General features: G+C 62.8%; 19 protein-coding genes. 2 read left to right on the top strand and 17 right to left on the bottom strand.

Features of this window, described 5'->3' with window-relative positions:
- Window positions 1-212: 212 nt before the first annotated feature.
- On the bottom strand, window positions 213-2,096 hold the full coding sequence (locus tag BLT65_RS10975; protein ID WP_091777701.1) for an ABCB family ABC transporter ATP-binding protein/permease: 1,884 nt from the start codon (window positions 2,094-2,096) through the stop codon (window positions 213-215).
- Between the two features lie 267 nt (window positions 2,097-2,363).
- Here BLT65_RS10975 and BLT65_RS10980 point away from each other — a divergent pair, with 267 nt between their 5' ends.
- Window positions 2,364-2,759, top strand: a complete 396-nt coding sequence (locus BLT65_RS10980) for an acyl-CoA thioesterase (protein ID WP_007579793.1) — start codon at window positions 2,364-2,366, stop codon at window positions 2,757-2,759.
- Between the two features lie 71 nt (window positions 2,760-2,830).
- Here the strand turns inward: BLT65_RS10980 and BLT65_RS10985 are convergent, their stop codons facing one another.
- Both BLT65_RS10985 and BLT65_RS10990 read right to left on the bottom strand, forming a co-directional pair.
- Entirely contained in the window at window positions 2,831-5,953 is a 3,123-nt protein-coding gene (locus BLT65_RS10985) for a sensor domain-containing protein (protein ID WP_091777703.1), read from the bottom strand.
- A gap of 197 nt (window positions 5,954-6,150) precedes the next feature.
- Window positions 6,151-6,627: a nitrate reductase associated protein gene (locus BLT65_RS10990; protein WP_042315328.1), complete on the bottom strand. Its 477-nt coding sequence runs from the start codon at window positions 6,625-6,627 to the stop codon at window positions 6,151-6,153.
- A 116-nt stretch (window positions 6,628-6,743) separates the two neighbouring features.
- Here BLT65_RS10990 and fdhD point away from each other — a divergent pair, with 116 nt between their 5' ends.
- Window positions 6,744-7,565 carry a formate dehydrogenase accessory sulfurtransferase FdhD gene (gene fdhD, locus BLT65_RS10995; protein ID WP_007745223.1) on the top strand — a complete coding sequence of 274 codons (822 nt, stop codon included), beginning with the start codon at window positions 6,744-6,746 and terminating at the stop codon, window positions 7,563-7,565.
- Between the two features lie 21 nt (window positions 7,566-7,586).
- Here the strand turns inward: fdhD and BLT65_RS11000 are convergent, their stop codons facing one another.
- The 14 genes from BLT65_RS11000 to BLT65_RS11065 form a co-directional block, all read right to left on the bottom strand.
- A complete protein-coding gene (locus BLT65_RS11000; RefSeq protein ID WP_091777706.1) occupies window positions 7,587-8,351 on the bottom strand; it encodes an enoyl-CoA hydratase in 765 nt (254 codons plus the stop codon).
- A gap of 894 nt (window positions 8,352-9,245) precedes the next feature.
- Window positions 9,246-10,445 (bottom strand): acetyl-CoA C-acyltransferase, encoded by a 1,200-nt coding sequence (locus tag BLT65_RS11005; protein WP_091777709.1) that lies wholly within the window; start codon window positions 10,443-10,445, stop codon window positions 9,246-9,248.
- 205 nt (window positions 10,446-10,650) lie between these two features.
- Window positions 10,651-13,086 (bottom strand): 3-hydroxyacyl-CoA dehydrogenase/enoyl-CoA hydratase family protein, encoded by a 2,436-nt coding sequence (locus tag BLT65_RS11010; RefSeq protein ID WP_091777712.1) that lies wholly within the window; start codon window positions 13,084-13,086, stop codon window positions 10,651-10,653.
- Window positions 13,087-13,212: 126 nt separating this feature from the next.
- Window positions 13,213-15,000, bottom strand: coding sequence for an acyl-CoA dehydrogenase C-terminal domain-containing protein (locus BLT65_RS11015; protein ID WP_091777715.1), 1,788 nt, complete (start codon window positions 14,998-15,000; stop codon window positions 13,213-13,215).
- 94 nt (window positions 15,001-15,094) lie between these two features.
- On the bottom strand, window positions 15,095-15,700 hold the full coding sequence (locus BLT65_RS11020; protein WP_091777717.1) for a TetR/AcrR family transcriptional regulator: 606 nt from the start codon (window positions 15,698-15,700) through the stop codon (window positions 15,095-15,097).
- Window positions 15,701-15,939: 239 nt separating this feature from the next.
- On the bottom strand, window positions 15,940-17,202 hold the full coding sequence (gene clsB / locus BLT65_RS11025; RefSeq protein ID WP_091777719.1) for a cardiolipin synthase ClsB: 1,263 nt from the start codon (window positions 17,200-17,202) through the stop codon (window positions 15,940-15,942).
- Window positions 17,199-17,675, bottom strand: coding sequence for a dihydroneopterin triphosphate diphosphatase (nudB, locus tag BLT65_RS11030; protein ID WP_091778134.1), 477 nt, complete (start codon window positions 17,673-17,675; stop codon window positions 17,199-17,201). Before nudB ends, clsB begins: the two co-directional genes overlap by 4 nt.
- A gap of 174 nt (window positions 17,676-17,849) precedes the next feature.
- Window positions 17,850-19,649: an aspartate--tRNA ligase gene (aspS, locus tag BLT65_RS11035; RefSeq protein WP_042315313.1), complete on the bottom strand. Its 1,800-nt coding sequence runs from the start codon at window positions 19,647-19,649 to the stop codon at window positions 17,850-17,852.
- A gap of 72 nt (window positions 19,650-19,721) precedes the next feature.
- The gene (locus BLT65_RS11040) at window positions 19,722-20,378 is read right to left on the bottom strand and encodes a DUF502 domain-containing protein (protein ID WP_042315311.1); all 657 of its coding nucleotides are present in this window, start codon (window positions 20,376-20,378) and stop codon (window positions 19,722-19,724) included.
- Between the two features lie 67 nt (window positions 20,379-20,445).
- Entirely contained in the window at window positions 20,446-20,805 is a 360-nt protein-coding gene (locus tag BLT65_RS11045) for an FmdB family zinc ribbon protein (RefSeq protein WP_091777721.1), read from the bottom strand.
- Between the two features lie 155 nt (window positions 20,806-20,960).
- Window positions 20,961-21,596, bottom strand: a complete 636-nt coding sequence (locus tag BLT65_RS11050) for a class I SAM-dependent methyltransferase (RefSeq protein ID WP_091777723.1) — start codon at window positions 21,594-21,596, stop codon at window positions 20,961-20,963.
- Between the two features lie 22 nt (window positions 21,597-21,618).
- Window positions 21,619-23,202, bottom strand: a complete 1,584-nt coding sequence (gene ubiB, locus BLT65_RS11055) for a ubiquinone biosynthesis regulatory protein kinase UbiB (RefSeq protein ID WP_042315307.1) — start codon at window positions 23,200-23,202, stop codon at window positions 21,619-21,621.
- A gap of 15 nt (window positions 23,203-23,217) precedes the next feature.
- A complete protein-coding gene (locus BLT65_RS11060) occupies window positions 23,218-23,865 on the bottom strand; it encodes a ubiquinone biosynthesis accessory factor UbiJ (protein ID WP_042315305.1) in 648 nt (215 codons plus the stop codon).
- A 108-nt stretch (window positions 23,866-23,973) separates the two neighbouring features.
- Window positions 23,974-24,963: a Tim44 domain-containing protein gene (locus tag BLT65_RS11065; RefSeq protein ID WP_091777725.1), complete on the bottom strand. Its 990-nt coding sequence runs from the start codon at window positions 24,961-24,963 to the stop codon at window positions 23,974-23,976.
- Window positions 24,964-24,996 lie beyond the last annotated feature (33 nt).

Consider the following 24,996-nt stretch of genomic DNA (forward strand, 5'->3'; position numbering starts at 1 on the left):
CGGTGTTAGCCGCTTTCTTTTGCCTACTTTTCTTTGCGGCGGCAAAGAAAAGTAGGTGCCGCCCCGCACAGGGGCAACGCTTGAAGCACGCTAACGAATCGCGGATGCCAGCGAAACGGCAAAAACATCAAACCGCTTGCGCAGCAAACCCAGCCACCCGGATGCCAGCGAAAAAACAAGCAAACCACCCAGCGTCGCAGACAACAAAAACTTTACTCACGGGCCCCAGGCAAATCCAAAACCTCTTCCGCGTGCGCAGCACGTTCCTGCTGCAAGGCCCACATCTGCGCAAACAGCCCACCAACGAGAAGAAGCTCGCCAAAAGTCCCGCGCTCGACGATGCGCCCCTTATCCATCACGATAATCTGCTCCGCATGCACAACCGTCGACAACCGATGCGCAATAATCAAAGTCGTCCGCTCGCGAGCAATCAAATCCAACTCATGCTGGATAGCACGCTCCGACCGCGAATCAAGCGCTGAAGTCGCTTCATCGAACAGCAGCACAGGCGGATTCTTCAACACGGTCCGCGCAATCGCAACACGCTGCTTCTCACCACCAGAAAGCTTCAGCCCACGTTCGCCGACCGGCGTGTCATACCCCTTGGGCAAGCTCTCGATGAACTCATGAATATGCGCCGCGCGCGCCGCCGCAATCACTTCGTCGCGTGTCGCCGAAGGCCGGCCATACGCGATGTTGTAATAGATCGTGTCGTTGAACAACACAGTATCCTGCGGCACGATGCCAATCGACGCCCGCAACGAATCCTGCGTCACATCGCGAATATCCTGCCCGTCGATGCGAATCGCGCCGCCCGTCGCGCGATCCAGATCGTAGAAGCGAAACAGCAGCCGCGCGAGCGTCGATTTGCCCGAGCCGCTATGGCCAACCACAGCCGTGGTCGTGCCCGCTGCAATCGTGAAACTCACGTCATGCAGGATCGGACGTGCAGGCTCGTACGCAAAGTTCACATGCTCGAAGCTCACCTGCGCGCCGCTCACGACAAGCGGCAACGCATCAGGTGCATCGGGCACTTCGCGCGCCGCGCCAAGCAGCGTGAACATCCGGTCCATATCGGTGAGACTCTGCTTCAGCTCGCGATACACGACGCCAAGAAAATTCAGCGGAATATACAGCTGCAACATGAACGTGTTGATCAGCACGAGATCGCCGAGCGTGAGCCGCCCTGCCATCACGCCTTGCGTCGCACGCCACAGGATGAACACGAGCCCAGTACCGATGATCGCCTGCTGCCCGAAGTTCAGCGCCGACAGCGAGTTCTGCGACTTGATCGCCGCCGCACGATAGCGCTTCAGGTTCTCGTCGTAACGCTGCGCTTCCCATTCCTCGTTGTTGAAGTACTTGACCGTCTCGTAGTTCAGCAGCGAATCGATCGCGCGCGAGTTCGCCTTCGAATCGAGTTCGTTCATCGTGCGGCGAAAATGCGTGCGCCACTCGGTCACCTTCACCGTGAACGTGATGTACGCGGCCAGCGCGATGAACGTGACGATCGCGTAATACGCCTCGTATTTGACGACGAAGAAGCCGAGCACGAGACCGACTTCGACGAGCGTCGGCAGAATGCTGTAGAGCGAGTACGAAATCAGTTGCGTGATGCCGCGCGTGCCGCGTTCGATATCGCGCGACATGCCGCCCGTTTGCCGCTCCAGATGAAAACGCAGCGACAGCGCATGCAGATGCCGGAACACTTTCAGCGCCAGTTGACGCACCGCGCTTTCCGTCACCTTCGAGAACAGAATTTCGCGCAGCTCGGTGAAAAGCGACGTCGACAACCGCACGACGGCATACGCGACCACCAGCAGCCCCACGCCGCCCAGCAGCACGATGCCCGGCGCGTTGGTCGCGCGGCCGAGCGCCGTCAGATGCTGCACGGAAGCAAGACCGTCGACGATGCGCTTCATCACGATCGGCACGCCAAGATTGGCAACCTTCGCGCCGATCAGGCAGCTGAGCGCGAACACCACGCGCCATTTGTAGGTCGCAAGGTACGGCAACAGCGAGACGATGGTTTGCCAGTCGTTGCGCGGCAGATTCGAAATCGGCGACGGTTCGGACGAAGCGGAAGAGCGACGCATGGTTCTATTGTGGGGAAAGGCTGCACGCTTGACGCGTGACTCGTGGGGAATGTGACGGGCAAGTGCGTTCGACGAACAAAACAGCATCCCGAACGCGACACGCCAGCAATAAGTGCCAACGTGCGCTTTCCCGTACAATTCCTGATCTAGCAACATTGTCGCAGAAGCCGGCTGGCGCCGCTTTCGCCGCGCTGACACTGGTCTTCCGGTCATGCCGTCGTCGCGAGCGCCATCCCTGTCGACCCAACTGAATTCATGGATGCCCCGATGACCCAGACTCTCAACCTCCCGCAGAAACCGTGCGCGCTGCGCGTCGTCCCGCAACCGTCGGATGCGAACGTCCATGGCGATGTGTTCGGCGGCTGGATCATGGCGCAAGTCGATATCGCAGGCTCGATTCCCGCAAGCCGCCGCGCGAATGGCCGAGTTGCGACCATCGCCGTCAATTCGTTCGTGTTCAAGCAGCCGGTGTTCGTCGGCGATCTGCTGAGCTTTTATGCGGATATCGTGAAGACGGGCAACACGTCGGTGACGGTCGCCGTCGAGGTCTACGCGCAGCGCATGAGCCTCTCGGAAGAAACGGTGAAGGTGACGGAAGCGACCCTCACCTATGTCGCGACGGACAGCGACCGCCGCCCGCGCGCGCTGCCTGAACTGGACTGAGTTGCCGGATCGAATCCGGCGTGCCGCGCCCACACAGCGCGGCCTTCAATCCGCCCGTGAATGCCTGACGATCAGGCGTTCGCCGCGATCATCGCCGCGTTCTCGGCGCCCCGCTGCAGCATGCCGGGAATCGCATCGTGTGGCAGCGGCTTCGCGAAGAAATAGCCCTGCATCTCGTCGCACGCGCGCTCCTTGAGAAAGTCGAGCTGCGTCGACGTCTCCACGCCTTCGGCAATCACCTGCAGATTCAGCGAGTGTGCGAGCGCGATGATTGCCGACGTGATCGTCTCGTCGTCCGACGATTCACCGATATCCGACACGAACGATCTGTCGATCTTCAACCGGTCCACCGGGAAACGCTTCAGATAGCTGAGGCTCGAGTACCCCGTGCCGAAGTCGTCGATTGCAAGTCCGATGCCGAGCGCGTGCAGTTCGTTGAGCATCGACACGGCCTCTTCCGCGTTGCGCATGATGGTGCTCTCGGTCAGCTCCAGCTCAAGATACTGCGGATCGAGCCCGGTTTCCTCCAGCACCTGCATCACGAGCTTCGCGATATCACGCTGCTGAAACTGCCGCGCCGACAGATTCACCGACACGCGCGCGGGCGGCAAGCCTTCATCCTGCCAGGCCTTGTTCTGACGGCACGCCTCACGCAGCACCCATTCCGACAGCGGCCCGATCAGTCCGCTTTCCTCGGCGACGGGAATGAACTGCGAAGGCGGAATCAGGCCGACTTCCGGATCGCTCCAGCGCACCAGCGCTTCCATGCCAACCACTTGGCCCGTTTCGATATCGACCTGCGGCTGGTAGTGCAACAGGAACTCGTTGTCGCGCAGCGCCCGGCGCAAACGCCGCTCCAGATTGAGCCGCGCGCCCGCCGATACATTCATCTCCGGCTGATAGAACTGGAACGTGTTGCGGCCCATGTCCTTCGCGCGGTACATCGCGAGATCGGCCTTTTTCATCAGCGTTTCGGCGTCGTCGCCGTCTTGCGGGAACAGGCTCGCGCCCATGCTGCAGCCAACGTACAACTCCGTGCCGTCGAGCCATACCGGCTCAGAAATCGACGCGCGCACGCGCTCCATCCACGCGATCAGCGACTGCTCGTCGACGGTATCCGTCATCACGATCACGAACTCGTCGCCGCCGTGACGCGCAACCGTGTCGCTGGCCCGCGCGCAGCGCGCGAGACGGTCCGCGACTACCGACAGCAGCCGGTCGCCGACGCTATGGCCGAGGCTGTCGTTGACGTTCTTGAAGCCGTCGAGATCGATGAACACGACGGCCACGCCTTTGTGATGCCGCTGCGCGACGATCAGCGCATGCTGCAGCCGGTCGCGCAGCAGGTTGCGGTTCGGCAGGCGCGTGAGGCTGTCGTAGTTCGCCTGATATTCGAGCTGTTCCTGATACCGGATCAGCGCCGTCACATCGTTGATGACGGCGATGTGATGCGTGGTCTGCCCGTCGGCGTCGGGCACGGGCGCGATATACAGCTGATTCCAGAACAGCGCGCCGTCCTTGCGGTAGTTACGTAGCACCGCGCTCACTTCGCGATTTGCCGCGAGTGCCTGGCGGATTGCGGCAATACCTTCCTGATCGCGATCGTCGCGCTGCAACAGGCGGCAGTCCTGGCCGATCACTTCCTGCGGATCGTAGCCCGTGATGCGCTTGAACGCCGGGTTCACGTACTCGATCAGATTGCCTTCCTTCGAAGGCGCCGTAATCAGGATCGCGTTGACGCTCGCATCGAGCGCGCGGCTTTGCAAGCGCAGCGCGAGGTCCGCGCGCTTGCGCTCGGTGATGTCGGTGTACGAGCCGAGCACGCCGATCACGCGGCCGTCGCTGTCGGTGAACGGCAGCTTGCTCGTCACCGTCGTGCGATGCACGCCGTCGATCACCATGTCGGTTTCGTAGTTCATCTTCGGCACGCCGGAGGCCATCACCTCGCTATCCTGGCGGCTGAGCTCGTCGGCGAATGCGCGCCACGGCATGTCCTCGTCGCGCTTGCCGATCACCTGCTCCGGGTAGGCGAGGCCCGCGTCGCGCGCGAACGCCATGTTGCAGCCCAGATAGCGCAGCTCCTTGTCCTTCCAGAAAATGCGCTGCGGGATGTTGTCGATCACCGTTTCCAGCATCTGGTTCGAACGCTGCGCTTCGGCTTCGGCGTTGATCTGCTCGGTGACGTCGTCGGCGAGCACGAACAGCGCGGGCCGGCCCATGAAGGTCATCGCGTGATACGAAATGTCGGCGCTGATCTGCGAGCCGTCCTTGCGCCGGTGATGCCAGATGCCCGCCATCGTGCGCGGGCCGCCCGGCGCCACGTCGCTGCGCTGCAAGTGCGATTCGAGCCGCGCAACCTCCGTGTGCGGGCGGATCGCGCGCACGGTCATCGCCAGAAATTCGCTCTCCGAGTAGCCGTATTGCTGCACGGCCGCCGTGTTGACGGCGAGAAAGCGCAGCGTGTCGCGGTCGAAAATGTACATCGGCACGGGATGCTGCTCGAACAGCCCGCGAAAGCGCTCATCGTGCCGATGCAGCGCCTTCGCGATGCGCAGTTTTTCGCGCGCGACATTTTCCCGGGCGCCGAAGGTGTAGATCAGCAACCCGCTGCCCGCGAGCATCGTCACGATCAGGAACAGCATCGCGTAGCGAGAGTCGCGCATCGATGCGTCGAGCGCCGCTTTCAGCGACAGGTCTTCCTGCGCGCGCAACTGGTCCATCCGCGCTTCGAGCCCGTCGACTTCCATCCCGAGCCGCGTATAAGTCTGCGCAGCCCATGCGCGCGAGCCGTCCTGTTCCGGCGCGGTGGTTTTGGCCAGCGCGAGCGCGATGTCCTGCTGAAGCCGCGAGCCGTCGGACGTGAGCTGCGCGAGCGCGCCGGCGACGTTCGGCTGGTTCGCCAGCTGCTCGTGCAACGCGCGGTCGATCTTCGCCAGCGAAGCGGACATGGCGGGCACCGCATTGGCGGTCGCGGGTTCGGCCGTTGCCTCATAGCGACCGAGCATGTCGAGGCCGTCCTCGAGCGTCGCGCGATAGGCTTCCAGATTCTGGCGGATAGCCGTCGAGCGGACCGTGCGCGCATCGGCGTCGCGCTGTCCGCAAATCTGCGTGTACGCGACGAAGGCGTTCGCGCCGACCGCCGCGGCGACGACCGCGAGATTGATCAGCAGCCGCTTCGATAGAAAAGAGATCATAGGTTCCGAACGTCGTTCGATCCTGCAGGCGGGGGCGCGCGGGAAGCCAGTCAGATGCGCGGTCACTCACATAGGGCACGCACGGACCACGCGGACAAACGAGCGCAGCCGGGCGCAGCGCTTTACGCGCCAACCTTTGGATAACGGCAGCGATCGGAAGAGATTGAGGGTAAAAACGAAAAAATCTTGCGCCAGATTCAGCTGGCGAGGCCAAATTCCTTCATTGCCGGCAGGAAATCATGGTTGCTCGCCGTCTTGCGCGACAGTTTGGCGAGCACATAGCGCTGAAACGGCTCGAGCCGCCCCCACTGCGCCGCGCTCGGCGCGGGGAGATTCGCGAGTTGCGCCTGATTCAGAACGGTATCCGGCACGACTGCAGTGTCGCGCCATGCCGGGTTATCCTCGGGCGTGAACCATTCGGGCTCGATATTCGCGTGCGTGCGCATCATCTCGAAGAGGGCGTGATCGAAGTTCGGCTCGATCGCGGTGTCGTCCTCGACGGGAAAGCGCGCCAGCAACACGCGGTCTTCGTGTGGCAGCATCTGCCATTGTTCGAGCGAGATCCGCAGCCCGAAACGGTCGAGATTGAATCGGACGACCATCGGAATGAATTTCAGATTCTCCGAAGATTCAACCTCGAAGTTGAACAGCAGGGGCGCATCATTGAGTCCCATGACAGATTCCTCTTGTTCGGCGGGCAACGCGCTATGCCGGTCTGAGGTATTTTAGAACCATATTGGCGGCGCGGCGGCCCTAAGCCGGGTCGCAGCATTCGTGCAGGAGTCAGCAGGTGAACGAACTGGAAACGGGCGAACAACCGGGCATCGTCGAGCAGGCGGTGCGCCGACACCGTGGCGGCGCGGTCGAGAGCGTCGCCGATCATGTCGGCCAGGAGTGGCCCGTTGCGCTCGTCTTCAATGGCATTTCGCACGCGGTGATGATGTGTACGCCGCGCGACCTGGAAGAGTTCGCGGTGGGTTTTGCGATTTCGGAAGGGATTGTCGAGCGCGGCGCGCACATTCAGGACATCGAGGTCGAGTTCCGCGACGGCAAATTGCCGCATGCGGAGGTGCAATTGACCGTCGTGCAGCAGGCGTTCGTCGCGTTGAAGGAAAAGCGGCGCGCGCTGTCCGGGCGGACGGGTTGCGGCGTGTGCGGAATCGAGAGCATTGATCTGCTCGATCTGGCGCCGGAGCGCGTGCCTGACACGGGCTTTCTGCAGCGTCTTGCGCCAGATGCGATCGCTCGCGCCGCGAAGGAACTGCCCGCTCACCAGGCGCTCACGAAGATGACGGGCGGCCTGCACGCCGCCGCGTGGTGCGACGCGACGGGCGCGATCCACTATGCGTTCGAGGACGTGGGCCGTCACAACGCGCTCGACAAGCTGATCGGGCGGCTGTCGCTGGATCGCGTCGATACGAAGGAAGGCTTCGTCTTTTTGTCGAGCCGCGCGAGCTACGAACTGGTGCGCAAGGCGGCGCGCGTCGATATTCCGATGGTCGCGACGATTTCGGCGCCGTCGTCGCTCGCGATTACGATTGCGCGCGAGGCGGGCGTGCGGTTAGTGAGCTTCTGTCGCGAGGCGGGCTACGTCGATTACGACACTGTCTGACGCGGCCGCCTCGTTTCCCGTTTAGCTGAACTGGCGGAAGTCCGGTTTGCGCTTCTCGAAGAACGCCTTGAACGCTTCCTTTGCTTCGGGTGCGAGCAGCATCTTGGCGAAATGCACGGCTTCGTCGGTCATTTGGGTCTGGATTTCGTGCTGCGCGGCGCGTTTCATGAGCTGCTTGGTTACGCGCAGCGATGACGCGGGCAAGGCGGCCAGCTTCTGCGCTTGCTGCAGTGCGAATGCGTCGACTTCGGCCGCGGGCAGGATGCGGTTCACGAAGCCCATGCGTTGCGCTTCTTTGGCGTCGAACGGTTCGCCGAGCATCAGCTTTTCCGCTGCCCCTTGATAGCCCGCGACGCGTTGCAGCAGCAGCGACGATGCGGCTTCCGGGCACAGGCCGAGTTGCGCGAATGGCAGCGAGAAGGTCGCTGCGTCGGCGGCGTAGACGAGGTCGCAATGCAGCAGCAGCGTTGTGCCGATGCCTACGGCTGCGCCGGCTACTGATGCCACTAGCGGTTTTTCCGCTGAGCTGATCGCGCGCAGGAACTGGAAGACCGGCGCGTCTTCGCTGACGGGCGGCTGCTTCATGAAGTCTTCGAGATCGTTGCCGGCGCTGAAGATTCCTGCGCTGCCGCGGATGAGCACCGCGCGGGTGGCCGGGTCTTGTTGCGCTTCGACCAGCGCGTCGGCCATCGTTTGGTACATCGCTGCCGTGATCGCGTTTTTCTTTTCCGGGCGGGTGAAGGCGATTGTTTGCACGTCGTGCGTGCGGGTGATTTCGATGTCCATTTGTCACTCCTCCATGTTGGTGCTTTTGCGGTGGCCTAGGTGAGGCGTTTTGGCCTTTGCGCTTGCATCCGCGTTACGGTGTTTGCTGCGCACGCTTCGATGTTGTGTGCTTGCCGTTTCGCTGGCGTCCGCGATTTGTTAGCGTGCTTCAAGCGTCGCCCCTGTGCGGGGCGGCACCTACTTTTCTTTGCCGCCGCAAAGAAAAGTAGGCAAAAGAAAGCGGCTCACACCGCCAGTTCTTCTCCCTGCCTGAGGGCCCCCAACCGGTCCCTCACTTCACACGGCAACTTTCCTGTTCGCGTTCGTTGCCAACGCTCCAATCCAGCGCATCACCCGCTTCATACACTCGCGTCGCAGCGTGCCGTATCAGATAATCCACGGCCGCCCAGGTGGCAAACTGTGTGTAGGTCCCAGGTGCTCCGCACGCCTCACTCCGGACCGATAGGGCAAGCGTCCCACCCTGTAAGGGCGCCGAGTTATACGCCGCGACAACCTACACACAGTTTGCCACCTGGGCGGCACATACCATTCGCCGCCGCTAACACGTGTACGGGTGTGTGAAGTGGGTGAGGCGTTCATTCAAAGCGTTGGCAACGAACATAAGTCACGTGATTGCCGTGTGAAGCGTAAGAACCTTTGGGGGCCCTCAGGCAAAAACTAGAACTGGCGGTGTTAGCCGCTTTCTTTTGCCTACTTTTCTTTGCGGCGGCAAAGAAAAGTAGGTGCCGCCCCGCACAGGGGCAACGCTTGAAGCACGAACGCAAATCGCGGATGCCAGCGCAAACACCCAAAAACCAAACAGCTTTGCGCAGCAAACACCGAATCGCGGATGCCAGCGAAACCAAATGCGAACCGCTATCACACCAGCGGCCCGCAAGCAAAACCCCACCCCACTCAAACCCGCTCAATAATCCCAGCCGCACCCATCCCGGTGCCCACACACATCGTGACCATCCCGTACTTCAAATTCCGCCGCCGCAGGCCATGCACAACGGTAGCAGCACGAATCGCCCCAGTCGCCCCCAGCGGGTGCCCCAACGCAATAGCCCCACCCAGCGGATTAATCTTCGAAGCATCGAGCCCAAGATCATTAATCACAGCCAGAGACTGCGCAGCAAAAGCCTCATTCAACTCGATCCAGTCGATATCGTCCTGCTTGAGCCCCGCTGCCTTCAGCGCCGCCGGAATCGCTTCCTTCGGACCAATGCCCATAATCTCCGGCGGCACACCGCGCACAGCAAAGCTGACAAACCTGGCCAGCGGCGTCAGATTGAACTGCTTGAGAATCTTCTCCGATACCACGATCAACGCGCCCGCCCCATCCGAAGTCTGCGAACTATTGCCCGCCGTCACCGAACCCTTGTTCGCAAACACCGTGCGCAACTTCGCAAGGCCTTCCATCGACGTATCCGCGCGCGGACCTTCATCAAGCCTCACCTCGCGCGTCTTCACCTTCACTTCACCCGTCGCGAGATCGGGAAAACGCTCGGTGATCGTGTAGGCCGCGATCTCGTCGTCGAACTCGCCCGCCTGTTGCGCAGCAACCGCCTTGCGATGCGATTCGACCGAAAACTGATCCTGCTGCTCGCGGCTCACCTTCCAGCGCTCCGCGACCTTCTCCGCCGTCAGGCCCATGCCATACGCAATGCCCACATCTTCATTGCGATCGAAAATATGCGGCGACAACGACGGCTTGTTGCCCATCATCGGCACCATGCTCATCGATTCGCAACCGCCCGCGATCAGCACGTCCGATTCGCCGACGCGAATGCGATCCGCCGCCATCGCGAGCGCCGTCACGCCCGATGCGCAGAAGCGGTTCACCGTCACGCCGCCAACCGTGTTCGGCAAGCCGGCGAGCAACGCGCCCATGCGTGCCACGTTCAAACCCTGTTCGGCTTCCGGAATCGCGCAGCCGACAATCGCGTCTTCGATCAGCGATGTGTCGAGGCCCGGCACCTGCGCGACGGCCGAGCGGATCGCATGCACCAGCAGTTCGTCCGGGCGCGTGTTCCTGAACATTCCGCGCGGTGCCTTGCCGATCGGCGTGCGGCTCGCGGCGACGATATATGCGTCTTGCAATTGCTTGGTCATTTTTGAGGTTCTCCTGTCGACCAGAGTTGGCGCTTTAGCGCCCTACTCTGGTCCCACGCCACGTCGAACAGAGTTAGCGCTTTAGCGCTTACTCTGATCCCTTGGTGAGTCGACCAGAGTTGGCGCTTTAGCGCCTTACTCTGGTCCCATGCCATGTCGAACAGATTTAGCGCTTCAGCGCTTACTCTGGTCCTATGGGAATCGATCAGTTGCGCACCGGCTTGCCCGTCTGCAGCATGCCCATGATCCGTTCCTGCGTCTTCTGCGTGCCGAGCAACTCGACAAACGCGCGACGCTCCAGCGCCAGCAGCCATTCTTCATCGACGAGACTGCCCGCCTCGACGTCGCCGCCGCACACCGCTTCCGCGATGCGGCTCGCGATCAGGTAATCGTGCTCACTAATGAAGCGGCCATCGCGCATGTTGACGAGCGACGCCTTGATCGTCGAAATCGCCGAACGTCCGGCAACAGGCACCTGCGTCACGCGCAGCGGCGGACGATAGCCCGCGGCGGCCAGCGCGCGCGCTTCCTTCTTCGCGGTATCAAGCAGTTCGAAGACGTTGAAGACGATCGTGTCGGACGGCTTCAGGTAGCCCATCGCGCGAGCTTCGAGCGCCGAACCGGAGACCTTCGCCATCGCCGCGTTCTCGAACGACTTCTGCAGGAACTTGAGCAAATCGTTGGTCGCGCCGACTTGCGTCGCGGCCTCAGCCGCGCGCAATGCCGCTTCCTTCAGACCGCCGCCCGCCGGCACGAGACCGACGCCCACTTCGACCAGACCGATATAGCTCTCGACATGCGCAACGCGCTTCGCGCTATGCAGCACCAGCTCGCACCCGCCGCCGAGCGCGATGCCCGACACGGCCGCGACCACGGGCACGTTCGAGTACTTCACGCGCAGCATGCCCTGCTGGAACTTCTTCACGAACGGCTCGATGCCCTTCGCGCCGCCCATCATGAACGCGGGCATCGCCTCTTCGAGATTCGCGCCTGCAGAGAACGGGCCGCCCGGCGCGCCGAGTTTCAGCGACGTCGGTTGCCAGATCACGACGGCCTTGTAGTCCTTCTCGGCGACGTCGATCGCCTGCGTGATGCCGTCGATCACCGACGGTCCGATCGTGTTCAGCTTGCTCTTGAACGACACGATCAACACGTCGTTCTCGCCCGCGCGATCATCAACCCATGCGCGCACGGCATCCGTCTCGAACACGGTCTTGCCATACGTCTTCGGATCGGCACCCGTTTCACCTGCGAGCGGCGCGCGGAACACCTGCCTGTCGTACACGGACAGCGACGAGCGCGGCACGAAGCGCTTTTCAGCCGGCGACCACGAGCCTTCGTTCGTATGCACGCCGCCCTTTTCGGCGACAGCACCTTCCAGCACCCACACGGGCAGCGGCGCGTTCGACAACGCCTTGCCTGCCGCGATGTCTTCCTGCACCCACTCGGCGATCTGCTTCCAGCCCGCCGTCTGCCAGCCCTCGAACGGACCTTCGTTCCAGCCGAAGCCCCAGCGGATCGCGAGATCGACGTCGCGCGCGTTGTCGGCGATCGACTCCAGATGCACGCCGATGTAATGGAACACGTCGCGGAAGATCGCCCACAGGAACTGCGCCTGCGGATGCTGCGATTCGCGCAAGAGCTTCAGGCGCTCGGCGGGCGGACGCTTGAGAATGCGGCCGACCAGCTCATCCGCCTTCGCGCCGCCATCCACATAGCTGCCCGCCTTCGGGTCGAGCACCTTGATCGCCTTGCCTTCTTTCTTGTAGAAGCCCGCGCCCGTCTTTTGCCCGAGCGCGCCCTGCTTCACCAGTCCGGCGAGCACGGCAGGCGTTTCGTAGACCGGGAAGAAAGGATCGTCGGCGAGGTTGTCCTGCATCGTCTTGATGACGTGCGCCATCGTGTCGAGACCGACCACGTCCGCCGTGCGGAACGTCGCCGACTTCGCGCGGCCGAGGCGGCTGCCCGTCAGGTCGTCGACTTCATCGAAGCGCAGGCCGAACTTCTCGGCTTCCTTGATGACCGCGAGAATCGAGAAAATACCGACGCGGTTCGCGATGAAATTCGGCGTGTCCTTCGCGCGCACCACGCCCTTGCCGACGACGCTCGTCAGGAACGTTTCGAGTTGATCGAGGATTTCCGGGCGCGTCGCCGTGGTCGGGATCAGCTCGACCAGATGCATGTAGCGCGGCGGGTTGAAGAAGTGTACGCCGCAAAAGCGTGCCTTCAGTTCGTCGGAGAAACCGTTCGACAGTTCAGTGATCGACAGGCCCGACGTGTTGCTCGCGAAGATCGCGTTCGGGCCGATATGCGGCGAGACCTTCTTGTAGAGATCGTGCTTCCAGTCCATGCGCTCGGCGATCGCCTCGATCACCACGTCGCATTCCGCGAGCTTCGCGATATCGTCGTCGTAGTTGGCGGGCTGGATGTATTGCGCGTCGTCCTTCACGCCGAACGGCGCGGGCGACAGCTTCTTCAGGTTTTCGATCGCCTTCAGTGCGATGCCGTTCTTCGGGCCTTCCTTGGCTGGCAGGTCGAACAGCAGCACGGGCACCTTCGCGTTGATCAGGTGCGCAGCGATCTGCGCGCCCATCACGCCGGCGCCGAGTACGGCGACCTTGCGAATGATCAGATTGCTCACGTCGTTCCTCCGGGGCGTTATGCGGTGTCGCGAGTCACCGCGCGCGGGCTTCGATGGGCGGCGCGCGGCGTATGTGTGTGAGTGTGGCGGCGGCGCATGACTGTCATGCGCCACCTCGCGATGGCTTTAGAACAGCGCTTCGTCGACTTCCATCAACGTCTTCGAACCGGCGCGCGCGGCGCGGATCGTCGAGGCCGTTTCGGGCAGCAGCTTCGCGAAGTAGAAGCGCGCGGTGGCGAGCTTCGACTTGTAGAACGGATCGCCTGATGCTTCGTTGTCGAGCGCAACGCGTGCCATGCGGGCCCAGAAGTACGAGAACACCAGGTGGCCGACCGTGCGCAGGTACGGCACAGCCGCGGCGCCGACTTCATCCGGGTTCTGCATCGCCTTCATGCCGATTTCCATCGTCAGCTTCTGCACCTTGTCGCCGATATCCGCGAGCGGATTGACGAACTCCTGCATCTCCGGCTTGATGCCTTCTTCCTCGACGAAGTCCGTCACCAGCTTGCCGAACTTCTTGAGCTTCGCACCCATGTCGCCGAGCACCTTGCGGCCCAGCAGATCGAGCGACTGGATCGAGTTCGTGCCTTCGTAGATCATGTTGATGCGCGCGTCGCGCACGTATTGCTCCATGCCCCACTCGGTGATGAAGCCGTGGCCACCGTAGATTTGCATGCCCATGTTCGTGCCTTCGAACGCGTTGTCCGTCAGGAAGGCCTTGATGACGGGCGTCAACAGCGCGACGAGGTCGGCGGCGTCCTTGCGCACGGATTCGTCGGCGTGCGACAGCTCCTTGTCGATGTTCAGCGCAGCCCAGTACGTGAAGGCGCGTGCGCCTTCCGCGTAGGCCTTCTGCGTGAGCAGCATGCGGCGCACGTCGGGATGGACGATGATCGGATCGGCGGCTTTCTCGGGCGCTTTCGGACCCGTCAGCGAGCGCATCTGCAAACGCTCTTTCGCATAGACGAGCGAGTTCTGGTACGCAATTTCCGTCAGCCCCAGACCCTGCATGCCGACGCCCAGGCGCGCGGCGTTCATCATCACGAACATCGCGTTGAGGCCCTTGTTCGGCTCGCCGACCAGCCAGCCCTTCGCGCTGTCGAGATTGATCACGCACGTCGCGTTGCCGTGGATGCCCATCTTGTGTTCGATCGAGCCGCACTTCGCACCGTTGCGCTCGCCGGGGTTGCCGCTTACGTCGGGAATGAACTTCGGCACGACGAACAGCGAAATGCCCTTCGTGCCTTGCGGCGCGTCCGGCAGTCGAGCCAGCACGAGGTGAACGATGTTCTCGGCGAGATCGTGCTCGCCGCTGGAAATGAAAATCTTCGTGCCGCTGATCGCGTACGAGCCGTCGCTATTCGGCTCGGCCTTCGTGCGCAGGATGCCGAGGTCGGTGCCGCAATGCGGCTCGGTCAGGCACATCGTGCCCGTCCATTCGCCCGACACCAGCTTCGGCAGATACGCCTGCCGCAGCTCCGGCGTGCCGTGCGCATGCAGGCACTCGTAGGCGCCGTGCGACAGGCCGGGGTACATCGCCCAGGCCTGGTTCGCCGAGTTCATCATCTCGTACATCGCGTTGTTGACGAACGCAGGCAGGCCCTGGCCACCGAAGTCAGGATCGCAGCCGAGCGCGGGCCAGCCCGCCTCGACATACTGCCGGTACGCTTCCTTGAAGCCCTTCGGCGTGGTGACGACGCCATCGCCTTCGTATTTGCAGCCTTCCTGGTCGCCGCTCTGGTTCAGCGGGAACAGCACTTCCGAGCAGAACTTGCCGGCTTCCTCGAGCACCTGGTTGATCGTGTCGGCATCGAGATCAGCGTGCTTCGGCATCTGTTTGATCTCGGCTTCGACGTTCAGCAGCTCGTGCAATACGAATTGCATGTCGCGCAACGGCGCGGCGTACTGTCCCATGAGTCTCTCCAATCAATCCAAAGGTGTTGGCTCGAGCTCCGCCGCCAGTCTCCCCGCCGTCTGGATCCATCCGATGAGGACCCAACCAGCCTCGCTAGCGGCTTGCGCTCTCGCTCTGATACGAAACAATCAGTTTTTCCAGCGCGGCCCACGTCAGGCGCACGGCATCGGGCAGATGCAGGAAGCGTGCGTCATGATGCAGGCCGAGCGTGAAGCTATACAGTTCGAAAAGCATCAGTTGCGGATCGGTGTCCGCGCGCAGATGCCCCTCATCCATTGCCTGCGAAATGGCTCGCGTGAGCGCCGCGCGCCACATCGTGACGCTCGCGACCAGTTGCTCGCGCACCGCGCTTTCCGCGCGATCGTCATACTCGACCGCGCCGCTGATGTAGATGCACCCAGTCGTCACTTCCTGGATGCGCTTCTCGATCCAGCGCGAGATCATCGCGCGCAAGCGCGGCAAGCCCCGGGGCTCGCGCAGACTCGGGAAAAACACCTCGTCCTCGAAACGACGGTGATATTCGCGCACCACTTCGACCTGCAGGTCTTCGCGCGACCCGAAATGCGCGAACACTCCGCTCTTGCTCATCTGCATGCGCTCGGCAAGCAGACCGATCGTCAGACCTTCCAGTCCGTCGCGGCTTGCCAGATCGAGTGCTGCATCGAGAATCGCGGCTCGCGTTTGTTCGCCTTTTCGCATAGCTGTGTACCGTCTGATTTGATCGAAAGAAAAATCGAACGGTCGTACCATTATTGTGGGCGACCGTCCGCGAGACAAGGACTTTATTAGAAACGGGTTTCTAACACGTTCTGATTTTCCGTCATTCGCCTATAAGAGGATGCGGAATTTTTAGAATCATTTGCCAGAACTGATCTGAGTTGTCTCCGATTATTGATTATTATGAATAGGCTTTTGTCTGCCTTTTTCTGTATCACCTCTTAATCGTAGCCGCCCACCGTCAGCAGTTTCATCGCGAGCCGGTAGGTGTTGTACGCAAACCAGTTCAGCAGACGCTCGCCGGCGGGACGCGCCGCATAGTGTTTTTCGTCGATGCGACGCCCCTCGTCGAACGCGGCGACGATCGCGGTGCGCAACTGGTCGATCTCCGGATGCAGCACGAGCACGACGTTCGCCTCGTTGTTCAGCATCAGGCTCAACGCGTCGAGATTCGACGAGCCGACCGTGCCCCAGTTCGAATCGACCACGGCGACCTTGCCGTGCAGCATCGTCTTTTCGTATTCGGCGATCTTCACGCCCGCCTTCAACAACGTGCGGTACAGGAACGGCACCGCGTAATCGAGCATCGCGAATTCCTTCCTGCCGATCACGAGACGCACGTCGACGCCGCGTTGTGCCGCGTAGATCAGCGCGCGCCGCAGCTTGCGTCCGGGCATGAAGTACGGATTGGCGAGCAGCACTTCGGAGCGCGCCTGGCCGATCGCAGTGAGATACGCCCTTTCGATCGCGCGGCGGTTGACGAAGTTGTCGCGTGCGACGAACGCGACGCACGGCTCGGCCATCGCGCGCATGTCGGCCGTACGGGTGCTGCGGCGCACGCGCACGAAGCGTTCAGTCGCGGCCTGCGGCGTCGCCCCGCCGACGGGCGGCGGTACGAGCGCCGGACGATGGCCGATGCGGATGCGCTCCCACTGCACGTCGAACGCTTCGAGCACGTCGGCCACGACGGGGCCTTCCAGCTCGACGGCGAAGTCCCAGCGGGCGTAAGGCAGACGCGTGCCGTTCTGATCGTAGTCATCGACGACATTGATGCCGCCGCAATACCCGAATTGGTCGTCGACGACGGCGAGCTTGCGGTGCGTGCGCGAGAAGCCGAATCGCCCGAAGATATGCGGGTTGTAGATGCGATGCTCGATGCCCGCCACCTGCCAGTCGTTGAACATCGGCAGGCGCTCGGTGCCGACACCGTCGGTGATCACGCGCACGCGCACGCCGCGCGTGGCGGCACGGATCAGCGCGTCGGAAACGGGACGGCCTGAGGCGTCGTCGCAAAAGATGTAGGTTTCCAGCGCGACATCGCTTGTCGCCGCGTCGATCCGTTCGATCAGCGCGGCAAAGTACGTCTCGCCCGCCGTGAACAGGCGCACCGAGTTGCCGGAACAAAAGCGATACCTGGACCAGTAGCGCCGGCCGGGCAAATGCTGTGTCAGCCGGTCGAAGCGGCGGCCGTTGCCGCCGCTCATCGGCAACGCTCCTTCACGCGTTGCGGCAATTGCAGGATCGCGTCGCGGTTGGACCACGAGAAGCACCGCTCGGCTGCCTCTTGCCAGGGCAGCCACAGATGCGCGGTGTGCTCGAGCGGCGCAAGCGTCACTTCGAGACGCTGTGGCACCTGCAGGCTGAACCAGTGCTCGGTGTTGTGCGTGACGCCGTCCGCATAACGGTGACGCCAGGTCGGGAAGATTTCGAAGTCGATATGGTGATGCCAGTCGACGAGCGCCTCACGCGGCACGACCTCGCCGCCAATCACGATGCCCGTCTCTTCTGCGACTTCGCGGATAGCCGTCTGCGCGATCGGTTCGTCGATGTGGTCCTTCGAACCCGTCACGGATTGCCAGAACGCCTCCCGGTCGGCTCGTTCGATGAGCAGCACGTCGAGATCGGGCGTATGAATGACGACGAGTACGGATTCCGGAATCTTCGGCGGTTTCGGCATGGTGATAAAGCGGTGCGCGGTTTTGCTGACTGGACCGCGCGATTGCATGTCGGACGGCAGAGCTTACAACGACTGTAACGCAAAAAGCGAAAAAGGCGCATAACGCGCCTTTTTCACTAGTAGTTTGGCGGGCACGTCGTTGTTTTAACGACGCAACCGCGCAAACGGTCACATTTACGCTTTCTGCTCGGGCTGACGCAGGCGGATGTGCAGTTCCTTCAACTGACGCTCGTCGACTTCGCTCGGCGCCTGCGTGAGCAGATCCTGCGCGCGCTGCGTCTTCGGGAACGCGATCACGTCACGGATCGAGTCTGCGCCCGCCATCATCGTGACGATGCGGTCCAGACCGAACGCGATGCCGCCGTGCGGCGGCGCGCCGTACTGCAGCGCGTCCAGCAGGAAGCCGAACTTCAGACGCGCTTCTTCCGCGCCGATCTTCAGCGCGCGGAACACCTTGCTCTGCACGTCTTCCTGGAAGATACGCACCGAACCGCCGCCGATTTCCCAGCCGTTCAGCACGATGTCGTAGGCCTTTGCGAGGCAACGGCCCGGGTCCGTTTCCAGATACTCGAGGTGCTCGTCCTTCGGGCTCGTGAACGGGTGGTGCGCGGCGACGTAGCGGTTTTCTTCTTCGTCGTATTCGAACATCGGGAAGTCGACGACCCACAGCGGCTTCCAGCCCTTCTCGACCAGACCGTTGGCCTTGCCGAACTCCGAGTGGCCGATCTTCAGACGCAGCGCGCCGAGGCTGTCGTTGACGACCTTCGCACGATCCGCCGCGAAGAAAATGATGTCGCCGTCCTGCGCGCCCGTGCGCTCGATGATGGCCGCGATGGCCGCATCGTGCAGGTTCTTGACGATCGGGCTTTGCAGGCCGTCACGGCCCTTCGCCACTTCGTTGATCTTGATCCACGCCAGACCCTTCGCGCCGTAGATGCGCACGAATTCCGTGTAGCTGTCGATGTCGCCACGCGACAGTTCGCTGCCCTTCGGCACGCGCAGCGCCGCGACGCGGCCGTCCTTCGTGTTCGCGGGCGTGCTGAACACCTTGAAGTCGACGTCCTTCATCGCGTCCGTCAGTTCGGTGAACTCGAGCTTGACGCGCAGGTCCGGCTTGTCCGAACCAAAACGGCGCATAGCTTCCGAATACGGCATCACGGCGAACTTCGCGTCGAGGTCGACACCGATCGTTTCCTTGAACACGTGACGCGTCATGTCTTCGAACAGGTCACGGATTTCCTGCTCGCCCAGGAACGACGTTTCACAGTCGATTTGCGTGAATTCCGGCTGACGGTCGGCGCGCAGGTCTTCGTCGCGGAAGCACTTGACGATCTGGTAGTAACGGTCGAAGTTCGCGACCATCAACAGCTGCTTGAACAGCTGCGGCGATTGCGGCAGCGCGAAGAACTGGCCCGCGTTCACACGCGACGGCACGAGGTAGTCGCGCGCGCCTTCCGGCGTGCTCTTGGTCAGCATCGGCGTTTCGATGTCGATGAAGCCGCGCGAATCCAGGTACTTGCGCACTTCCATCGTCACGCGATAACGCAGGCGCAGGTTGTGTTGCATCTGCGGACGGCGCAGGTCCAGCACGCGGTGCGTGAGGCGCGTGGTTTCCGACAGGTTGTCGTCGTCGAGCTGGAACGGCGGCGTGACCGACGCGTTCAGCACGTTCAGTTCGTGGCACAGCACTTCGATCTTGCCGCTCGTCAGGCTGGCGTTGGTCGTGCCTTCCGGACGGTTGCGCACGACGCCCTTCACCTGGACGCAGAATTCGTTGCGCACGCCTTCGGCCGTCTTGAACATCTCAGCGCGGTCCGGGTCGCAGACGACCTGAACGAGGCCTTCGCGATCGCGCAGGTCGATGAAGATAACGCCGCCATGGTCGCGGCGCCGGCTCACCCAGCCGCACAGCGACACGGTTTGACCCAGCAGGTGTTCGGTCACCAGACCGCAGTATTCAGATCTCATCGACATGATGTTTGTCTTTCGTTTTGCATTGGTTGAACGGCGCGCGCCGCACCGTGTGACGGGCGGCGCAAGCCGGCATTACAGCGGTGGCTCGACAGGCGTGCGGCGCTCCGGCGCCGGCTGATTCGCGGGCGGAGCAACGACGCCCATCGAGACGATGTACTTGAGTGCGGCGTCGACGGTCATGTCGAGCTCGATCACTTCGCTTTTCGGCACCATCAGGAAGAAGCCGGACGTCGGGTTCGGCGTGGTCGGCACATAGACGCTGACGTGCTCTTCCTTGAGATGGTTGACGACGTCGCCGCCGGGGATGCCCGTCAGGAACCCGATGGTGTAGGACCCTTTGCGCGGGTATTCGATCAGCAGCGCCTTGCGGAACGCATTACCGCTCGACGACAGCAGCGTGTCGGACACCTGCTTGACGCTGGTGTAGATCGGGCCGACGACGGGAATGCGCGCGACGATCAGTTCCCACCAGCCGACGAGCTTCTGCCCAACAAAGTTCTGCGTCAATAGACCGACGACAAAAATGAAAGCGAGCGTCAATACGGCGCCGAGACCCGGCAGGCGGAAGCCGAGCGCCCGCTCCGGCTGCCACGAACGGGGCAGCAGCAGCAGCGTTTGATCCATCGTGCCGATGATCAGGCCGAGCACCCACAGCGTGATGGCAAGAGGCACCAGCACCAGCAGGCCAGTCAGGAACACCGATTTAAGCGTCGTCTTTTTCGTCGTCATGTATACCGCCAGAAATCCGCGCGACTGCGTTGCGCGGCGTCTACGTCACCTCACGGTGGCGAAACTGCTAGGTGCCCGAGCTGCTCGCGGGAGCGGGCGTCGCTGCCGGTGTCGGCGCGGCAGCCGGCGTAGTCGCGGAAGCTGCGCTGTCGGACGAACCCGTCGCCTCCGGCTTGCTGTCTGTTTTGGACGCCGACGCGTCCGGGGCGTTGCTGGCAGCGCCGCCCGACTTGTTGCCTGAATTGCCGCCGCGGAAGTCCGTGACGTACCAGCCCGAACCCTTCAGCTGGAAGCCGGCGGCGGTGACCTGTTTGCGGAAAGCATCGGTTCCGCACTCCGGGCATTGCGTCAACGGGGCGTCGCTCATTTTCTGGAGCACGTCCTTCGCGAAGCCGCATGACTCGCAACGATAAGCGTAGATCGGCATGACCTTGTCCCTACTGAAAACTCTTTGAACGCTTGCAAAGCCTTGAATTATAGCCGCAAACAATGGCACGCCCCGGAATTCGGGGTGGAACGGCCGACGCAGCCGCCCCTCTTTAGATGAGGTCGGCGGAGTCGGGAATCAAGCCCTTGCCGCGTCTATGCACCGCGCCTACGCAAGGTCAGCCAGCGCTCGCGTCCGGCGAAGACGGGGATCGAGTCGCCGACGGGTTCGTCTTCCAGCAACTCGAAATGGGCCGACAGCAGCGCGTCGAGTTCGGCCCGCTCGATGATGAACGGCGGGCCTTTTGGCGAGCCCTCGCCGATGAAAAAGAAGCCAGCGAGCAATCCGCCCGCGGGCAAGAGTTCAGCCATGCGCGCCAGCCAGTCCGCGCGCCGCGACGGCGGCAGCGCGCACAAGAACGCCCGCTCGTAGATCCAGCCCGGCTCGAACGGCGGCCGGTACGTAAAGAAGTCCGCCTGTTCGACGAGGCTCGCATGCGCGCCGAGTTGAGCGCGGGCGGCTTCGACAGCATGGGCCGCAAAGTCGATCGCCCGGAGCGTCCAGCCTTTTTCGGCGAGCCACCACGCCTCGTACGCGCTGCCGCAGCCGGGAATGAGCACCGGCATCGGCGCGTGCCGGTCGACGAACGCCTTGAACGCCGACGGCACGCCCGCCTGATCCCATGGCATGAAACCGCGTTCGAAGCGCTCGTCCCAGAAGCCGGGCGCGTTCGGATCGCGGCTCTCGAAAGCTGGCGGCGCGGGAGAAACATTCGGCTTGGGATCGCTCATCGGTAGACCTCGTGCAACGCGTTCAATAGCCGCCGTACGCGATGGCGAGCCATGCGCGCGCCAGCACCGCACCGACGCCCACGGCCACGCCGAACATCAGCAGACCTTGCAGCAGCCGGTTGGTGCGCTTCTGCTCCAGCAGAATCTGGCGGATGGTTTCGTCGTTGATGCCGCGCTGCTGCGCGTCGTGACGCTGAGCCAGCATGTGATGGATCAGCCGCGGCAGCTGCGGCAGCGTCTTGCTCCACTGCGGCGCCTCGATCTTCAGCCGCTCGTACCAGCCTTTCGCGCCGATCTGCTCGTTCATCCAGCGTTCCAGATACGGCTTCGCGGTCTTCCACAAGTCGAGTTCGGGATCGAGCGAACGGCCCAGCCCTTCGACGTTCAGCATCGTCTTCTGCAGCAGCACCAGTTGCGGCTGGATTTCCACGTTGAAGCGGCGCGACGTCGAGAAGAGCCGCATCAGCACCTGGCCGAGCGAAATGTCTTTCAGCGCGCGATCGAAATACGGCTCGCAGACCGCGCGGATCGCGCTTTCCAGTTCTTCGACGCGCGTCGTGGGCGGCACCCAGCCGGATTCCAGATGCAGCGTCGCGACACGGTGATAGTCGCGCTTGAAGAACGCGAGAAAGTTCTGCGCGAGATAGTTCTTATCGAAGTCCGACAGCGCGCCGATGATGCCGAAATCCAGCGCGATATACCGGCCGAAATGCACCGGATCAAGACTGACCTGAATGTTGCCGGGGTGCATGTCCGCGTGGAAAAAACCGTCGCGGAACACCTGCGTGAAGAAAATCTCGACGCCCTCGCGCGCGAGCTTCGGAATATCGACGCCCGCCGCCCGCAGCGTATCGACCTGGCTGATCGGCACGCCGACCATCCGCTCCATCACGAGCACGTTTGCCGCGCAGTACTCCCAGTACATCTCCGGCACGAGCAGCAGATCGAGGCCCGCGAAGTTGCGCCGCAGCTGACTGCCGTTCGCGGCTTCGCGCATCAGGTCGAGTTCGTCGTGCAGATACTTGTCGAATTCCGCGACCACTTCGCGCGGCTTCAGGCGCTTGCCGTCCGCCCACAGACGCTCAGCCCATACGGCGATGTCACGCAGCAGCGCGAGATCGGAATCGATCACGGGCAGCATGTTCGGCCGCAGCACCTTCACGGCGACCTGCTTGCCCGCGTGCTGGCCCGTCTTCAACGTCGCGAAGTGAACCTGCGCAATCGACGCGCTCGCCACGGGCACGCGCTCGAAGTCGTCGAAGATCGTATCGACGGGCGCGCCGAGCGATTTTTCGATGATCGCAATTGCCACCGCCGAGTCGAACGGCGGGACCTGGTCCTGTAGCTTGGCAAGCTCGCTGGCGATGTCGGGGCGCAGCAGGTCGCGGCGCGTGGACAGCACCTGGCCGAACTTCACGAAAATCGGCCCGAGGCTTTCGAGCGCGAGACGCAGCCGCACACCCGGCGGCTGGTCGAACTTCCGGCCGATCGTGGTGATACGCAGCAACATCCGCACGCGGCGGTCGTTGATGCGGCTCAGCATCATTTCGTCCAGCCCGAAGCGGATGACGGTAAAGAAGATCTTGAGGAAACGCAGGAAACGCATGGTTGAGCCCGGTGACTAGCGCGTGCCGCGCGACGTGGCGGCGCCGCCCGGCGCATTGGCGCCGCGGGCTTCGACCTTCTGTTCGAGACGCTCGATGCGCTTCTCGACGCGCGCGAGCGCGTCGCGGGCGCGCGCCAGCTCGACGTTGAAGTCGTCGAGCGCGGCGCGGCGCACGAGCTGCGGGTTTTCGTCCAGCAGATATTCGGCTACCGATTCGACCAGATTGCGACCCGTGCGCAGCGCATGATCGCCGACCGTGCGCGCCACCGATGCGATCCGCCACGCAGGCCCGTCGCCGATCAGTTTCGCCAGATCTTCTTCCGGCTCCCAGCGCAAATGCTCGGCGAGCTTCGCGATGGCCGTGGCGAACTCGGCGTCGCCTTCGATCTTCACGTGCTTCATCACGGCCGCCTGGCCGCCTTGCAGGAACGCGGGGACGGCATCCGAAGGCACGGCGACGGTGACGTCGAACGCGTTGTGCGCTTCGCTTTCGTCGACGGCGCTCAGATAGCCGTCCGGCTGCACCAGCAGGATCAGTGTGACGGGAGGACAGGACAGCCGCGCAATCTTGCCGGCGTACGGGGTGAGACGTTCGCGCGCCCACGTTTCGCGAGCGAGCAGATGGTTGACGGCAGCAGCGAAGGGCTTGGCGGCAAGGGTCATCGGCAGTGGAAAGAGAAAACCCGCGCCGGCGACTGCCGACGCGGGTTCCTATTGTAACGTCCGTTCGCTTCGAGCCTGGCTCTGCCGAACGGCTAATCCTTTACGGGATCAGTGAAGATTCACTTGCTGGATGCCTGCGAGCAGCCAGCCTTCGCCAGTGCGCTTCGACAGGTTCCAGATTTCCTCGAACGGCTCCGCCGCACTGCCCGACGTTTCGCGGATCAGGCCGTGGAAGCGCACACTCGCGAGATATTCGCTGCCGCGATCCTCGACGCCCAGCAGATCGGCGTCCAGCTTCACGACATCCGTCTGGTTCTTTTCGGCGCCGCGCGAGCTCAGGTCGACCTTCACTTCGGCGAACATTTCAGGCGTCGTGAACTCGCGGATGTCGTCCATGTTGCCCGCGTCCCACGCAGCCTGCAGACGCACGAAGTAGACCTTCGCGTTGCGCAGGAACGCTTCAGTATCGAAGCCTGCCGGAACGACCGGCGCGGCTGCGATTTCAGGCGTCGTCAGCGGGTTGCCTTGCGGCCCGAGGTACGAGCCAGCCGGCGGCGCCGTGTAGCGCGGCTCCTGCGCGTAACCCGTGCCGCCCGCGTTCAGCGTCGGCGCGCCGCTCGCGTAAGCCGGCGTCTGCGCGTCGCGCTTGCGTCCCATGAACTTACGGATCAGCCAGATGGCGACGAACGCGATCAGCGCGATCACGATCAGGTTCGACATCATGCCGGCGAACGCTTCGCCGAGACCGAAGTGCGACAGAAGCGCCGCGATGCCGAGACCCGCAGCGAGACCGGCGATCGGCCCGAGCCAGCGCGAGCGGTTAGGCTGCGCGGCCGGCGTGGGCGGCGGCGTGGCGGGACGCTGCTGCTGCATGGCTTGCGACGGCGCGCCCGGCGACTGCGAAGGCGCCGACTGCTGTGACGGCTGGGTAATGTTCGACTGACGCCCGATACTGCGGCCGCCGCCCATGCGTTTCGCTTCGGCGTCGAGCGAGGCCAGCGTGCCGATCGAAATCAGCCCGACCATCGCGATCAGTCCGATTCTCCTCGCCCATGCCCCCTTTACCTTACAACGAGATGACAGATTCGAATCAGACATTTCTGCAATTTCCTTTTAAAAACGAGAAGTTAG

It is taken from the genome of Paraburkholderia steynii (assembly GCF_900100565.1).
GTDB lineage: Bacteria > Pseudomonadota > Gammaproteobacteria > Burkholderiales > Burkholderiaceae > Paraburkholderia > Paraburkholderia terrae.